Source organism: Spirillospora sp. NPDC000708, assembly GCF_040299565.1.
In the GTDB taxonomy this organism is placed as follows: Bacteria; Actinomycetota; Actinomycetes; order Streptosporangiales; family Streptosporangiaceae; genus Spirillospora.
Genome location: NZ_JBEPCJ010000113.1, coordinates 1 through 14,165, shown reverse-complemented (window position 1 = coordinate 14,165; position 14,165 = coordinate 1). Strand labels below are relative to the sequence as shown.

Annotated in this window: 13 protein-coding genes; 6 read left to right on the top strand and 7 right to left on the bottom strand. The window is 74.2% G+C overall.

Annotated elements, in window-relative coordinates; all coding sequences use genetic code 11:
- The first annotated feature begins 141 nt into the window (after positions 1–141).
- On the top strand, positions 142–267 hold the full coding sequence (locus tag ABT299_RS46045) for a hypothetical protein (protein WP_500254679.1): 126 nt from the start codon (positions 142–144) through the stop codon (positions 265–267).
- The gene (locus ABT299_RS46040; protein ID WP_500254678.1) at positions 264–1,097 is read left to right on the top strand and encodes a methyltransferase domain-containing protein; all 834 of its coding nucleotides are present in this window, start codon (positions 264–266) and stop codon (positions 1,095–1,097) included. The genes ABT299_RS46045 and ABT299_RS46040 overlap by 4 nt, the downstream gene beginning before the upstream one ends.
- A gap of 7 nt (positions 1,098–1,104) precedes the next feature.
- Here ABT299_RS46040 and ABT299_RS46035 read toward each other — a convergent pair whose 3' ends face one another.
- Both ABT299_RS46035 and ABT299_RS46030 read right to left on the bottom strand, forming a co-directional pair.
- The gene (locus tag ABT299_RS46035) at positions 1,105–1,815 is read right to left on the bottom strand and encodes a VOC family protein (RefSeq protein WP_500254677.1); all 711 of its coding nucleotides are present in this window, start codon (positions 1,813–1,815) and stop codon (positions 1,105–1,107) included.
- A gap of 176 nt (positions 1,816–1,991) precedes the next feature.
- Complete coding sequence (locus ABT299_RS46030) at positions 1,992–2,240, bottom strand: SCO4226 family nickel-binding protein (protein ID WP_190856087.1); 249 nt, start codon at positions 2,238–2,240, stop codon at positions 1,992–1,994.
- A 226-nt stretch (positions 2,241–2,466) separates the two neighbouring features.
- On the opposite strand from ABT299_RS46030, the gene serB reads away from it, so the two are divergent.
- Positions 2,467–3,675: a phosphoserine phosphatase SerB gene (serB, locus tag ABT299_RS46025; protein WP_190856086.1), complete on the top strand. Its 1,209-nt coding sequence runs from the start codon at positions 2,467–2,469 to the stop codon at positions 3,673–3,675.
- 9 nt (positions 3,676–3,684) lie between these two features.
- Here the strand turns inward: serB and ABT299_RS46020 are convergent, their stop codons facing one another.
- Both ABT299_RS46020 and ABT299_RS46015 read right to left on the bottom strand, forming a co-directional pair.
- Positions 3,685–4,485, bottom strand: coding sequence for a MerR family transcriptional regulator (locus ABT299_RS46020; RefSeq protein ID WP_347256652.1), 801 nt, complete (start codon positions 4,483–4,485; stop codon positions 3,685–3,687).
- Between the two features lie 35 nt (positions 4,486–4,520).
- On the bottom strand, positions 4,521–5,012 hold the full coding sequence (locus tag ABT299_RS46015; RefSeq protein WP_500254676.1) for a VOC family protein: 492 nt from the start codon (positions 5,010–5,012) through the stop codon (positions 4,521–4,523).
- 158 nt (positions 5,013–5,170) lie between these two features.
- On the opposite strand from ABT299_RS46015, the gene ABT299_RS46010 reads away from it, so the two are divergent.
- On the top strand, positions 5,171–5,659 hold the full coding sequence (locus ABT299_RS46010) for an isochorismatase family protein (protein WP_190856084.1): 489 nt from the start codon (positions 5,171–5,173) through the stop codon (positions 5,657–5,659).
- Between the two features lie 142 nt (positions 5,660–5,801).
- Positions 5,802–8,123 (top strand): FUSC family protein, encoded by a 2,322-nt coding sequence (locus ABT299_RS46005; RefSeq protein ID WP_500254675.1) that lies wholly within the window; start codon positions 5,802–5,804, stop codon positions 8,121–8,123.
- Here the strand turns inward: ABT299_RS46005 and ABT299_RS46000 are convergent.
- The 3 genes from ABT299_RS46000 to ABT299_RS45990 all read right to left on the bottom strand — a co-directional run bounded on the left by ABT299_RS46000 (position 8,098) and on the right by ABT299_RS45990 (position 12,851).
- On the bottom strand, positions 8,098–8,571 hold the full coding sequence (locus tag ABT299_RS46000) for a SixA phosphatase family protein (RefSeq protein WP_190856082.1): 474 nt from the start codon (positions 8,569–8,571) through the stop codon (positions 8,098–8,100). The two genes, ABT299_RS46005 and ABT299_RS46000, sit on opposite strands and share 26 nt — an antisense overlap.
- A gap of 258 nt (positions 8,572–8,829) precedes the next feature.
- Positions 8,830–11,337, bottom strand: coding sequence for a sodium-translocating pyrophosphatase (locus tag ABT299_RS45995; protein ID WP_500254674.1), 2,508 nt, complete (start codon positions 11,335–11,337; stop codon positions 8,830–8,832).
- A 557-nt stretch (positions 11,338–11,894) separates the two neighbouring features.
- A complete protein-coding gene (locus ABT299_RS45990) occupies positions 11,895–12,851 on the bottom strand; it encodes an AraC family transcriptional regulator (protein WP_500254673.1) in 957 nt (318 codons plus the stop codon).
- Between the two features lie 124 nt (positions 12,852–12,975).
- Between ABT299_RS45990 and ABT299_RS45985 the strand changes: the two genes are divergently transcribed.
- Positions 12,976–13,908, top strand: a complete 933-nt coding sequence (locus ABT299_RS45985) for an NADP-dependent oxidoreductase (RefSeq protein WP_387032822.1) — start codon at positions 12,976–12,978, stop codon at positions 13,906–13,908.
- Positions 13,909–14,165 lie beyond the last annotated feature (257 nt).

Sequence of the window (14,165 nt, the reverse complement as noted above, 5' to 3'; positions counted from 1 at the left end):
TCCTGGCGTCCGGTGCGAGGCGGGGTCGCCGTGGAGGACGGCCCCGGAACCCGGGTGTTCCCCCGACGCCCGGGAGAGGCGTCCCGGAGTCGCGGCAGTGCCGGGCTCCGGAGCGTCTCGCGACCACACGAAAGGAGCGCGATGGGTAAGCACAAGAAGCAGGTCGACTGCGGTGCCTGCGGCGGGAAGGGCGGGGCGTGGCAGACGAACGACGGGGAGAGGTTCTGGCGGCCGTGCGTTCTGTGCAACGGGACGGGGAAGCAGTGACCGTCGGCGCGGCTCTCGCGGCCGTTCCGCGCGAGTGGTTCGTCCCGGACGAGATCTTCGTGCGCGACGGCGCCGGGTGGCTGGTGCCGCTGCGGCGGTCGGACGATCCCGAGCGGTGGCGGGAGGCGGTGTCCGGCGGAGACCCCGTCGTCACGAAGGTGGAGTTCGATCCGGCCGTGCCGGAGGAGTTGCGGGACGCGGCGACCGGCAGGGGCGTGAACGCCGTCAGTTCCAGCAGTGCGCCGCACATCGTCCGGAAGATGCTCGAACTCCTGCGACCGGCTCCGGGGATGCGGGTGCTGGAGATCGGGACGGGGACCGGCTGGAACGCCGCTCTGCTGGCGAAGATCACCGGCCCGCGCCGGGTGACGTCGGTCGAGATCGCGCCGGATCTCGCTGAGCGGGCGCGGCGGAACCTGGAGCGGGCGGGCTATACCGTCCGCGTCGTGACCGGCGACGGCGAGGCCGGGCATCCCGGGGACGCCCCGTACGACCGGGTGATCGCCACGGCGGCCGTCACCGCGCTTCCGTACGCGTGGGTGGAGCAGACCCGGCCGGGCGGCCTGATCGTGGTGCCGTGGGGGCCGGTGTTCCATCCGGACTGCCCCGTCGCCCGTCTGGAGGTGCGGGCCGATGGCACGGCCGAGGGCCGATTCCACGTCCCCGGATGGTTCATGCCCCTGCGCGACCAGCACAGCCCGCCGTCGGCGTTCGACGAGGCGGAGCAGCGCTGGGAGGCGGCGGGGCGGCCGGACGTGCGGCGGTACGGGATCACGGTCGGCCCCGGGCGGCAGACCGTCTGGCTGGACCGGCCCGAGAACGAGGTCTGACTCCTGTTCAGCGGGGGGTGAGCAGGCAGAACTCGTTGCCCTCCGGGTCGGACAGTACCTTCCAGGGGACGTCGCCCTGGCCTATGTCGGTGTCGGTGGCGCCGAGGGCCCGCAGCTTGTCCGCCTCCGCCGCGTGATCGTCGTCGGGGTACGGGCGGAGGTCGAAGTGGATGCGGTTCAGCCCGGTCTTCGCGTCGGGCGTGCGGATGAACTCCAGGTACGGCCCGACGCCCTTGGCGGAGCGGAGCCTCGCGAGATCGTCGGTGACCTCGTGCAGGGTCCAGTCCATCGCCTCGTCCCAGAACCGGGCCATGGCCCGCGGGTCGGCGCAGTCGACCACCAGCGCGGCGATCGGCCCGGTGTCCCGGTAGAGCTCCCGGGGCTCCAGCACGCAGAACTCGTTGCCCTCGGGGTCGGCGAGGACCGTCCACGGGACGTCGCCCTGGCCGATGTCGGTGTCGGTGGCACCGAGATCCTTCAGGCGCGCGACCAGCTCCGCCTGGTGGGCCGGGGAGGTGGTGGCGAGGTCGATGTGAAGGCGGTTCTTGACCGTCTTGGGGTCCGGGACGCGGAGGATGTCGATGAAGAGGACGGCCGGGTCGGGATAGGCGACGCCCTCGGGCGCGAGATTGGTCACGCCGGGGCCCTCGCTGTCCATGCCCCAGCCGAGCGCCTCCGCCCAGAACCGGCCGAGCGCGGAGTCGTCCGCTGCCTTCATCGCAATCTGAATGAGCCGCGTCGCCATGCCGCCGATCCTAGGGCCGGGCAGGCGGGGGGTGCGCGCTGTGAAGGTTGCGCCCCTCTGCGTCCCCCGCCTTGAAGAGGCGCCCCGGAGCCGCGGCGGTCACGGGCTCCGGAACGTCTCGCGAACGGCCGCGGTCGCGCGGCCGTCCCTCAGATGGACAGCGTCACGGAGTGGACCTCGTCGGCGCGGTGGCCGGCCCGGTCATGGATGCGCTGGACGGCGTCGGCGTCCGGGGCCTCGGACAGGCAGTAGACCGTGCCGGACTCCGGGTCGGCCCAGGTGTGCTCGAAGACGACGCCCTCCTGGTCCTGGATCGCGAGGTCGGCCTCGTGGGCCTCCCTGAGCTCGTCGCCGGTCACTCCGGTCATGCCGTGGTGCACGTCCATGAACTTGGCCATGGTTCCTCCCCCGATCTCGACGCTCCCGGCTCGGGGAGGCCGGACTCACGATCAGGCCGAGCCCCTCCCCTCGAGCCGATCGGACATTTCCGGCGTACCGCCCATCCTCGGCGGATAAACCTCGCATCGCGCGCCCCCCGCCCCCTGACCGGCGGCGCGGCGCCGTCTCGCATGGCGGACCTGGCGCGCGAGGGGTGTTCCGCGGCCGGTACCGTTGTGGACAGCTATGGACGGGTCAGCACAGCGAACGCTGCTCATCACACTCACCGGACGCGACCGCCCCGGCGTGACGTCGCGGTTGTTCCGGACACTCTCCCAGTTTCCGCTCACGGTCGCCGACGTCGAGCAGGTCGTGATCCGCGGACGGCTCGTCCTCGGCGTCCTGCTGGCCTACACCGAGGGCGCCGACATCGGCCGCGTGTGGAACGCGGCCGAGAAGGTCGCCAACGATCTCGACATGGAGATCGAGCTGTCCACCGGCCGCAACAAGCGGATGCCGAAGCGCGGCGGGCGGCTGCACGTCACCGTGCTCGGCGCCCCGCTGAAGCCCGCCGCGATGGCCGGGATCGCCGGGCGGATCTCCGCACACGGCGCCAACATCGACCGGATCGAGCGGCTCGCGCAGACCCCGGTGACCTGCATCGAGATGGACGTGTCCGGCGCCGACCCGGACACCCTGCGGGCCGGCCTCGCGACCGAGGCCGCCGAGCAGCAGGTCGACATCGCCGTCCAGCACGGCGGGCTGAGCCGGCGCGCCAAGCGGCTGATCGTCATGGACGTCGACTCGACCCTGATCCAGGGCGAGGTGATCGAGCTGCTCGCCGAGCACGCCGGCTGCCTCGACGAGGTCGCCAAGGTCACCGAGGCCGCGATGCGCGGCGAGCTGGACTTCGAGGGGTCGCTGCGGGAGCGGGTCGCGCTGCTCGCGGGGCTCGACGCGGCCGCGATCGACGACGTCCGCGACAAGCTGCGGCTCGCGGCGGGCGCCCGCACCATGGTCCGGACGCTGAAGCGCCTCGACTACAAGTTCGCGATCGTCTCCGGCGGGTTCACGCAGGTCACCGACGCCCTCGTGGAGGATCTCGGGATCGACTACTCCGCCGCGAACACGCTGGAGATCGCGAACGGGAAGCTCACCGGGCGGGTCACCGGGCCGGTGATCGACCGGGCCGGCAAGGCCGCGGCGCTGCGGCGGTTCGCCGCGGAGGCCGGCGTCCCCGTCAGCCAGACCGTCGCGATCGGCGACGGCGCCAACGACCTCGACATGCTCCAGGCCGCGGGCCTCGGCGTCGCCTACAACGCCAAGCCCGTCGTCCGCGAGGCCGCCGACACGGCCGTCAACGTCCCGTACCTGGACACGATCGTCTTCCTCCTCGGGATCTCCCGCGAGGAGGTCGAGGCCGCCGACGCCGCCGACGCCGTCCGGCAGGACTGAGCCGGGGGATCACTCCCAGGCGGCGGTGGCGGGGTCGACGCCGCGCGATTCGGCGTTCGCGAAGATCGCGTCGCGGAGCCAGGCGGTGAGGCCCGGCTCGATGCCGTCGAAGTAGGCGGCGAAGCCGGGGTCCTCGGCGAACATCCGCCCGAGGCACGCGTGCATCGCGTGGGTGCAGTCGAAATAGGTGCCCAGCAGCGCGCGGTGCCGCTCCGCCAGCGTGTTCGCCTCGGCGGAGCCGGGGGCCACGCAGGCGCGGCAGGCGGCGGCGAGGTCGGCGTTGAGGGCCTCGGTCCGCGCCGCGACGTCCTTCCAGTCCCGCGGCGTCATCCGGGCGGCGCGTTCGGCGTACTGCGTCCACTGCGCGGTGCCGCCCCAGCGGTCGCGGGCCTCCCCGACCCGCTCCGGGCGCCAGTCGGCGCCGAAGATCTCGACCTGCTCCTCCGGCGTCAGCCGCAGCCCGGCGTCCAGCGCCTCCAGCATGCGGTCGACGGCGCGGGCCATCTCCCGGAGCCGCCCGGCGCGGCGCTCCAGCTGCGCCCGCTGCCGCCGCAGGTGGTCGCGGGCGTCGGCGGACGGGTCGTCGAGGATCCGGGCGATCTCGGCGAGCGGGAACCCCAGCTCCCGGTAGACCAGCACGCGGTGGACGCGGGCGATGTCGTCCGCCGAGTACACCCGGTACCCCGCCGGGGTGTGCCCGCTCGGGCGGACGAGGCCGACCGCGTCCCAGTGGTGCAGCGTCTTGACGCTGACCCCGACCAGCGCGGCGGCCCGTCCGACGGTCAGCCCGTCCGCCTCGGGATACGTCACCGGCCCAGTGTGCACCAGGCCGGTGACGGGGCCGCTCACGGCCGCGGGACCTCGAAGCCCGCCTCCCGCATCCAGGCGGCCTGCGGGCCGTCCGGGTCGAGGGGCCGGGCGGCCGTCATCACGACCCGCGCGTTCTCCGGCGTGACGACCTCCAGCTCGACGGAGTTCCACGGCTTGTCCACCGGCCCCTTCGTGCATCCCGGCGCCAGCTCCTCGCAGCGCGCGGCGATCTCGTCGATCTGGCCGAGCACGCAGGCGAAGCTGACGCTCACCGCCGTGGCCGCGCCGGCCGGCTCGCCGGGCACCAGCAGGACGTCCTGGAACGCCCAGCGCCGCAGGTGGGTCACCCGGTCCGGGACGGAGAACAGGTCGACGAAGCCGAGCCCGCGGATCCAGAAGTCCCTGGAGGCCGCGAGGTCGCGGGCGGGCACGGTGACGAACATCGGCATGCCGTAGATCTCGCGGTAGATCTCCGCGGGCTTCGCGTCCGGCACCGGCATCGGAACGGGGCTGAGGTACTCGCTCATGGGTCCCGATCGTCGAACCTCCCGCGACGTCAGGGTCAACTCCGGCGGTCCGAGGGTCAGCTCCGGCGGTCCGGGGGGCGCCTCCGGCGGTCCGAGCGGGCGCCTCCGGCGGTCCGAGCGGGCGCCTCCGGCGGTCGTCCGGGCCTAGGGTGACGATCATGCCCTCCGCGCTCGTGCTCATCGACCTGATGCCCCGCATCGTGGCCCTCCCCCTCGCCCCTCACTCCGGTGACGAGGTGCTCGGACGGTGCCGGTCCCTCGCGGCGGCGTTCCGCGCGAAGGGCCTCCCGGTGGCGCTCGTGCGGGCGGAGCGGCCGGGCGTCGCGGAGCAGCCGCCCGGCAGCGGCCTCGCGGACGGGCTCGCCGAACCGGGCGACATCCTCGTGGTGAAGCGGACCGTCGGCGCGTTCCACGGCACCGACCTCCACCAGCGGCTTCAGGAGCGCGGGGCCACCACCCTCGTCCTCGGCGGGCTCGTCACGACGATGGGCGTCGAGTCGACCGCGCGGGCGGCCGACGACCACGGCTACGAGGTCGAGTTCGCGTCCGACGCGATGTCCGGGTTCGCCGCCGACGAGCACGAGTTCACGGTGCGGCGGATCTTCCCCAGGTTCGGCACGGTGCGCGAGACCGCCGCCTACCTCTGATCCCACGCCCGCCGCCCCGCCAAGCCTCGGCCCGGACCGGCCCGGAACGATCATCGCGGGGGTTTCGGGGTAGGAGTGCCGTTATGCGGTCACCGGCACCCGCCGGGACCGGCGAGACGAGTCGGGAAGGCGAGCCGGAGCGGTGCTGAAGCGTGCGCGGTCGGCGTACGCCCAGATCAACGGGCAGTCGGCCCCGTTCTATGGGCTGGCGGCGGCGCTCGCCATCGCGATCCCGCTGCTCGCCGGGTCGCTGACGGGCCGCCCCGCCCAGGGCTCCATGATCGCGCTCGGCGCGTACCTGGTGGCCCTGCGCGCGCCCGAGGGCCCGTACGGCAACCGGGCGCGGGACCTCGCGAGCGGCGTGCTGATGGTCGCGGTCGGATCCGCGGTCGGCGGGCTGCTGAGCGGGCACGCGTGGCCGGCGGTGATCGTGGTGCCGCCGCTCATCGCGCTCGGCGTCGGGGTGCCGCGGATCGGGTCGACCGCCGGGCTCGCGGTGCTGCTGAGCGCGATCCGGCCGCCGTCCGCCGACGTCATCGGCGTCGGGCTGCTGGAGCTGATCGGCGGGCTCCTCACCATGGGGCTGCTGCTGGTCCCGTGGCCGGTGCGGCGGCTCCGGCCGCTGCGGGAGGCCCTCGCCGAGGCCGCCGACCGCGTCGCCGAGGCCCTCGACGCCGTCGCGCAGGACGTCGGCGCCCCCGACCCGAGCGCGCTGAACGCCGTCGAGCTCACCAATCCCGACCTGATGGCCGTCACCCGGATGCCGGACTGGGAGGAGCGGCGCCGCGCCGCGTCCGAGGCCCTCACCGACGCCCGCGCCACCTACGGCCTGTACCGGTCCGGGCGGGGGCGGGCCAGCGACGAGCCGACCCGGCCGGAACGGCTGATCGACGCGCTGGGCCGCGTCCTGCACGAGACGGTCACGCTGCAGGCGGTGCTGGAGGCCGCGAAGAACTACCCGCCGGACCGCGAGTGGACGCTGGAGACGCAGACCGCCGTGTCCGCGCTCGCGGCGCGGCTGCGGCTGCTCGCGGGCGCGATCGCCACCAACGGGGAGGCGCCGCTCGGCGGCGAGGAGTCCGGTGCCGTCCGCCGGATGGGGCGGCTGTCGGAGCAGATCCGGCGCGCCGGGCTCGCCGGCGACGAGGACCTGATCGCGGTGTCGCTGATCGGGCAGGTGCGGCGCTCCATCGACCGCATCGCCGGCGAGACGGCCTCGGCGCGCCGCACCATCGCGGGCGGCCTGCGGATCGGGATCGGGCCGCCGCGGATGCCGGGCGCGCCGGACCCGGGGGCGGAACTGGCCCGGATACGCCGCGCCGTCCGCACCCGCTCGCCGATGTTCCGGCAGATCACGCGGGTGTACGTCACCGCCGTCGTGTCGATGGCGCTGGCCGCGGGGCTGCACATCCCGCACGGCCACTGGCTGACGATCACCGCGATGCTGAGCCTGCGCGCGACGTACGGGGAGACCGTCGAGCGGCTGGTGCAGCGCGTCGGCGGCACCGCCGCCGGATCGGTGGTCGCCGCGGTCGTGCTGACGCTGGCGCCGACGCAGCCGCTCGTCGCGGTGATCGCCTTCGTCTTCGCGCTCGCCGGGTTCGCGCTGCGGCCGATCAACTTCGCCTACTGGGGGCTGTTCGGCACGCCGCTGGCGATGATGCTGCTCGACTTCTCCGCGCCCTCCGACTGGCGCATCGCGGGCGAGCGGATCGGCCTGGTCGCCGGGGGCACCGTGCTGTCGTTCCTCGCCGTCCGGCTGCTGTGGCCCGCCGGGCACCTGGAGCGGCTGCCCGTCCAGCTCGGCCGGATGATGGCGGTGCACGCCGACCTCGTCCGCGCGGCGGCGGACGTGGTGGGCGGCGAGCGGGTCCGGCTGCCGCAGGAGAAGGTCGTCACCGCCGAGCGGTCCGCCGAGGCCGTCGCGGAGACCCGGGACCGGCTGACGCACGAGCGGGTGCCCGACACGGCGCAGATAGGCCGACTGCGCGACGCCGTCCGCGCCGCGCACCGCGTCCGCGACCACCTGATCGCGGTCTCAAGGGTGACCCGGGAGGAGGCCGTCGACGCCGGGCCGGTGCCGGAGATCCTGGACCGGCTCGCCGACCAGCTGGAGGAGGCCGCCGGGCTGCTGGAGGACCCCGACGACGAGGAGCTGCGGAACCGCTCGCCCGCCGCGGAGCTGGAGGAGGAGCTCGCCGGCCTCGACGACTACCTGAAGACGCTCACCAAGCGGCGCCGCGCCGAGATCAGCTCGGGCGTCGGCCGGGAGGAGCTCACCCCGCTGCGGCAGGCGCTGGCGCAGGTGTCCGGCACCCGGTACACGGTCCGGTCGCTGCGCCGCGACATCGGCCGGGTGATCGACGCGTCGCTGGCGGCGGTCGGCCAGAACACGCCCGCGCCCCGGCCGGACGCCGCCCGGCCGGACGCCGCGCCGGTCAGTCCTTCGGGGTCCGGAACGTGACGAGGGTGCCGAGGCCGGGCCGGACGTCCGCCCACGCGCCCGGCAGCTCCACGACCGCGAGCGCGCAGGTCGGGAACCGGTCCGGGGCCCGCCCGGTCAGGTCGTGGACGAACTGGTGCACCGCCGGGTTGTGGCCCACGAGCAGGACCGTCCCGGCGTCGTCCGGCACCTCCGCGACCAGGGACAGCAGCAGGTCCGGGTCGTTGTCGTAGATCGTCGGCTCGAAGGCCGTCCCGGCGGGCGGCCGGACGGCGAGCAGGTCGAGCGTCTCCCGCGTCCGGACGGCGGGGGAGCACAGCACCCGCGCGGGGGCGAGGCCCTCCGCGCGCAGCCACTCCCCGGCCGCCGCGGCGTCGCGGCGCCCGCGGCCGTCGAGGGCGCGGTCGATGTCGGCCGTCCCGAAGCCCGCGACGGCCTTGGCGTGGCGGAGCACGATCAGCGTCGGCATGCCGCCACCCTACGGCGCGACCAGCGCCGCCAGCCCCCACAGGGCGAGCAGGATGGCGAGCATCCCGCAGAGCACCAGGGCGAAGCCCTTACCGCCGGACAAGGCCGGCTTGTCGCCGCTCGCCACAGCGCCTCCCGTCTCTCGGTCGCGTTCCCGCGTACAGCGTACGACCGGTGCCGCGTGGTCCGGACACCACCCGGGGGGAACGCGAAAGGGGCCGGTGGCGCGACGCCACCGGCCCCTCGGATCCCGGACGGGTCAGGACGCCCCGGCCGGTGACTCGTCGGCCTTGCCGGACGCCGCCGAGCCGTTCGCCTCGACCGCGACCGCCTCCTCCGCGGGGGCCGGCGCCTGCTCGGGCGCGGTGGCCTCGACGGCGCCGCCCTTCGCGCCGCCGCCCCCGGTCTCGCCGCCCGCCGCGCCGCCGCCCTTGGCCGCGGTGGGGTTCGCGGCCCCGCCGCCCGCGCCGGCCGACGGGGCGATCGGGTCCGCGCGGCGCTTGGAGACGACGATCGCCGCGACGACGATGCCGACCGCCACGACCGTCACGCCGGCCCGCAGCGCGTAGTTGTCGGCGTAGGTCACGACCGCGTCCGCGATCAGCAGCGCGACCAGGTTCATCACCTTGATCAGCGGGTTGATCGCGGGGCCGGCGGTGTCCTTGAACGGGTCGCCGACCGTGTCGCCGATCACCGTCGCCGCGTGCGCCTCGCTGCCCTTGCCGCCGAGGAAGCCCTCCTCGACGACCTTCTTCGCGTTGTCCCAGGCGCCGCCGGCGTTCGCGAGGAACACCGCCATCAGCACCCCGGCCGCGATCGCGCCGCCGAGGTAGGCGCCGAGCGGCGCGTACCCGAGCGCGAACCCGACCGCGATCGGCGTCATGATCGCCAGCAGGCCGGGGGTGGCCAGCTCGCGCTGCGCGTCCCGGGTGCAGATGTCCACGACCCGGTCGTAGTCCGGCTTCTCGGTGTAGTCCATGATCCCGGGCTTGGTGCGGAACTGCTCGCGCACCTCCACCACGACCCGTCCGGCCGCCCGGCCCACCGCCATGATCGCCAGGCCGGAGAACAGGAACACCACGGCCGCGCCGATGATCAGCCCGATCAGCACGTTCGGGTTGTCGATCGACAGGTTGATGCCGTGGTTGAACTGCGACCCGATCGCGTCCTTCGCCGACTTGGACGCGTCCGCGAGCGCCGAGTTGACGGCCGTCCCGAACGAGCCGAACAGCGCGGTCGCCGCGAGCACCGCCGTCGCGATCGCGATGCCCTTGGTGATGGCCTTGGTGGTGTTGCCGACGCCGTCCAGCCGCTCCAGGACCTTCGCGGCCTCGCCCTGGACGTCGCCGGACATCTCCGCGATGCCCTGGGCGTTGTCGGAGACGGGCCCGAAGGTGTCCATGGACACGATCACGCCGACGGTGGTGAGCAGCCCGGTGCCGGCCATCGCCACCGCGAACAGCGCGACGGTGGTGTTGCCGAAGCCGAGCAGGAACGCGCCGTAGACGGCCCCGGCGATGACGAGCGCCGTGTAGACCGCCGACTCCAGGCCGAGCGAGATGCCGGACAGGATGACGGTCGCCGGGCCCGTCCGGGAGCTGTCGGTGACCTCCCGCACCGGCTTGCGGTTCACCTCGGTGAAGTAGCCGGTGAGCAGCTGGATCGCGCTCGCCAGCACGATGCCGATGATCACCGAGCCGAGCGCCACCCAGCGCGGGTCGGCGTCCACGTTGTGGATGCCGCCGTCCAGGTCGGCGAACGACGAGGGCAGGTAGGCGAACGCGGCGATCGCGACGAGCACCGCGGAGATGACCGCGGAGATGAAGAAGCCGCGGTTGATCGCCGACATCCCGGACCGGTCGCCGTCCCGCGGCATCACCGCGAAGATGCCGATCACCGCGGTGATGACGCCGATCATCGGCACCAGCAGCGGGAACACCAGGCCCTGCGTGCCGAACGCCGCGGTGCCCAGGATGAGCGCGGCGACCAGCATCACCGAGTACGACTCGAACAGGTCCGCGGCCATGCCGGCGCAGTCGCCGACGTTGTCGCCCACGTTGTCGGCGATCGTCGCCGCGTTGCGCGGGTCGTCCTCCGGGATGCCCTGCTCGACCTTGCCGACCAGGTCGGCGCCGACGTCGGCGGCCTTGGTGAAGATGCCGCCGCCGACCCGCATGAACATCGCGAGCAGCGCGGCACCGAAGCCGAAGCCCTCCAGGACCTTCGGCGCGTCGCCCTGGTAGGCCAGCACGACGACCGCCGCGCCGAACAGCCCGAGGCCGACGGTGAACATGCCGGCGACGCCGCCGGTGCGGAACGCGATCCGCATCGCGGTCTTCTCGCCGCCCTCCTCGCGGGCCGCCGCCGCGACCCGCACGTTGCCGCGGACCGCCAGCCACATCCCGGTGAAGCCGGTGACGGCCGAGAACACCGCCCCGATGACGAAGAACACCGACCGCCCGATGCGCTCGCTCCAGGAGTCGGCGGGCAGGAGCAGCAGCACCAGCGGAATGAGCACCACGAAGACGGCGACCGTGCGGAACTGGCGTTTCAGGTAGGCGCTCGCGCCGACCTGGACCGCGCGCGCGATCTCCTGCATCTTCTCGGTGCCCTGACCCGCGGCCAGTACATCGCGTACCAGACCCGCGGCGACGGCCAGTGCCAGCAGTGCGACCACGGCTACGACGACGACCAGTGACAGGTCGCCGCCGCCGAGATCCACGTCTGCTGCTGCAGTGGCCGGGCTCGACAGGGAAAGCCCAGACATCCGTCCTCCTCGACAGGGGCGTTGCGATCCGACCGTCAAAAGACGATCTTTACCGCCTACCCCGCGAGTCCTGATTTCGAACGCCTCGCACGGCAGCGCGGGTGCGGGGAGTCTACGCAGGCGAAGGGCGAATGAGAAGGGCGCCAGACCCTTAATGAGGATGTCACGGAAAAGCAATCCGCATTACGCCGTAATTTGACCTTTGAACCGGGTCGGCCGCTATTTCCGCAGGTCAGCCGAGGTAAGCATGGTCTTACCCCGCGGCCGGGTTGACAGGGCCGCGGTCAGCGCCGTCCGGCGGCGCCGCACGCGCCGCTCGGTAATTAAGCTAGGCATTATCACGCAATATGTCCAGGCCCAAATCCGGACGATTCAAGATCATTCCCGGAAGAGAATCTCACACGCCGGCGAGTGCTCCGTCCCGGGGGTCCCACCGCCCCCACACGCCCCATTTCCACACGACCCGGACGCCGCGGCCGGGCGGCGCGGCCGGGCGGCGCGGCCGGGCGGCGCGGCCGGGCGCCGCGGAGTTCGGGGTGCGGGTGCGGGGGCGGGGGTCAGGCGGAGCGGGGGCGGGCGGCGGACTTGCGGTAGCCGCCCGGCGCCACGCCGAACTCCCGCTTGAACGCCTTGGCGAACGCGAACTCCGACGTGTACCCCGTCCGCTCCGCCACCGCGCTCAGCGGGTCGCGCGTCTCCCGCAGCAGCCGGCCCGCCGTCGTCATCCGCCAGCGCGTCAGGTACGCCAGCGGCGGCTCCCCGACCAGCGCCGCGAAGCGCCGCGCGAACGCCGCCCGCGACAGCCCGGCGCACCGGCCGAGCGCCTCCACGGTCCACGGCCGTCCGGGCTCCTCGTGGATCGCCTTGAGCGCGCGCGAGATGCCCGGGTCGGTCAGCGCCGCCGCCCAGCCGTCCGGGGCGTCCGCCTCGTCCAGCCAGGCCCGCAGGACGTAGAACAGCAGCACGTCGATCATCGGGGGGACGATCCCGTCCGCGCCCGGCCGCCCGCCGGACAGCTCCGCGCAGAGCAGCGCCACCGCCGAGCGCAGCTCCGGATGCCGGCCGTGCCGCGCCCGCACGTGGATCACCGGCGGCAGGCCGCGCAGCAGCGGATGCGGGCGCGCCTGGTCGAGGTCGTACGCCCCGCACAGCATGACCGTCCGCGCCCCCGGCCCCTCGATGGTCAGCTCGCCGAAGCCGCCGCCCCCGTCCGGCCCGGTGTGGAGCCTGGTCGGCGTCGTGGCCGGATCGTCCGCGAGGACGTGCTCCCGCCCCGACCGCAGGAACACCACGTCGCCCGCGGCCAGCTCGACGGGCTCGCCCGCCTCCCCGGCCCCGCCCAGTTCGCTCGGCCTGCTCGGAGGGACGAGCCAGCAGGAGCCCTCCAGGATCACGTGGAATCCGGGGCCCGCGACGGGGCGGAGCCGCATGGCCCAGGGGGCGCGCGCGTCGGTGCGCGTCGCCGCCGGGAGGCCGGTCCGCATCGAGGCGATCACTTCACTGAGCACGTCCATGCCCGGAATGCTACGCGGCCCGAGACGGACGGACATGAATCGGCGACTGCGAGACATTCAGCGTCTCCAGCCCGCTCCCTAGCGTGATCGGTGTCAGATCCACGCCCACACCAGGAGAGACATCATGCGTGCGGTCACCCAGCGGGCCTTCGGCGGCCCGGAGGTCCTCGAAGTCGTCGAGACCGAGCGCCCCGTGCCCCTGCCGTCCGAGGTCCTCGTCCGCGTCCGCGCGACGGCGGTCAACCCGGTCGACGCCTACATCCGCGCGGGCTCGTTCCCGCTCCTCGGCGAACCGCCGTTCGTCCTCGGGTGGGACGTGTCCGGGGTCGTGGAGGAGGTCGTCCCGGGCGTGACGCGCTTCCAGCCGGGCGACGAGGTCTACGGCATGCCGCTGTTCCCCCGCGCCGCCGGCGGCTACGCCGAGTACGTCGTGGCGCCGTCGCGGCAGATCGCGCGCAAGCCCGCCGGACTCGGCCACGTCGAGGCCGCCGCGCTGCCGCTCGTGGGCCTCACCGCCTGGCAGGGCCTCGTGGACGCCGCCGGAGTGCGGGAGGGCGACCGGGTCCTCGTGCACGGCGCGGGCGGCGGCCTCGGCCACGTCGCCGTGCAGATCGCCAAGGCGCGCGGCGCGCACGTCGTCGCGACGGCGAGCGCCGGCAAGCACGACTTCGTCCGGTCGCTCGGCGCCGACGAGGTCATCGACTACCGGACGGCCGACTTCACCGAGGCGACCGGCGACCTCGACATCGTCTACGACGCCGTCGGCGGCGGGTACGGCGAGCGCTCGCTGCGCGTCCTGCGGCCGGGCGGCCTCCTCGTCACCGCCGTGGACCGTGAGGACGCCGCCCTCGCGGCCGCCGCCGCGGCGGCCGGGCGCCGCTTCGCGGGCATCACCGTCGAGCCTGACCACACCGCCCTCGAAGCGCTGACGGCGCTCGTCGAGGACGGCCTGCTCCGCCCGCACGTCGCCCAGGTCCTGCCGCTCGCGGACGCCGCGAAGGCGCACGAGCTCGTCGAGTCCGGCAGCACCCAGGGCAAGATCGTCCTCACCCCCTGACCGCCCCGCCCGACGCGGGACGCGGGGCGGTCGGCGTGGGGCGCTGGGATGACGCCGGGCACGGAGTCACGCCGGGCACGGAGTCACGCCGGGCACGGAGTCACGCCGGGCACGGAGTCACGCCGGGCGCGAGGTCACGCCGGGCACGGAGTCACGCCGGGCACGGAGTCACGCCGGGCGCGAGGTCACGCCGGGCGCGAGGTCACGCCGGGCGCGAGGTCACGCCGGGCGCGAGGTCACGCCGGGCGCGCGGACGC

Excerpts from the sequence above, each read along its gene's own strand:
- ABT299_RS45995 (WP_500254674.1), bottom strand. The coding sequence starts at position 11,337 with ATGTCTGGGCTTTCCCTGTCGAGCCCGGCCACTGCAGCAGCAGACGTG.
- ABT299_RS46030 (WP_190856087.1), bottom strand. The coding sequence starts at position 2,240 with ATGGCCAAGTTCATGGACGTGCACCACGGCATGACCGGAGTGACCGGC.
- ABT299_RS46015 (WP_500254676.1), bottom strand. The coding sequence starts at position 5,012 with ATGAGCGAGTACCTCAGCCCCGTTCCGATGCCGGTGCCGGACGCGAAG.
- ABT299_RS46035 (WP_500254677.1), bottom strand. The coding sequence starts at position 1,815 with ATGAAGGCAGCGGACGACTCCGCGCTCGGCCGGTTCTGGGCGGAGGCG.
- ABT299_RS46010 (WP_190856084.1), top strand. The coding sequence starts at position 5,171 with ATGCCCTCCGCGCTCGTGCTCATCGACCTGATGCCCCGCATCGTGGCC.
- ABT299_RS46045 (WP_500254679.1), top strand. The coding sequence starts at position 142 with ATGGGTAAGCACAAGAAGCAGGTCGACTGCGGTGCCTGCGGCGGGAAG.
- ABT299_RS45985 (WP_387032822.1), top strand. The coding sequence starts at position 12,976 with ATGCGTGCGGTCACCCAGCGGGCCTTCGGCGGCCCGGAGGTCCTCGAA.
- serB (WP_190856086.1), top strand. The coding sequence starts at position 2,467 with ATGGACGGGTCAGCACAGCGAACGCTGCTCATCACACTCACCGGACGC.
- ABT299_RS45990 (WP_500254673.1), bottom strand. The coding sequence starts at position 12,851 with ATGGACGTGCTCAGTGAAGTGATCGCCTCGATGCGGACCGGCCTCCCG.
- ABT299_RS46000 (WP_190856082.1), bottom strand. The coding sequence starts at position 8,571 with ATGCCGACGCTGATCGTGCTCCGCCACGCCAAGGCCGTCGCGGGCTTC.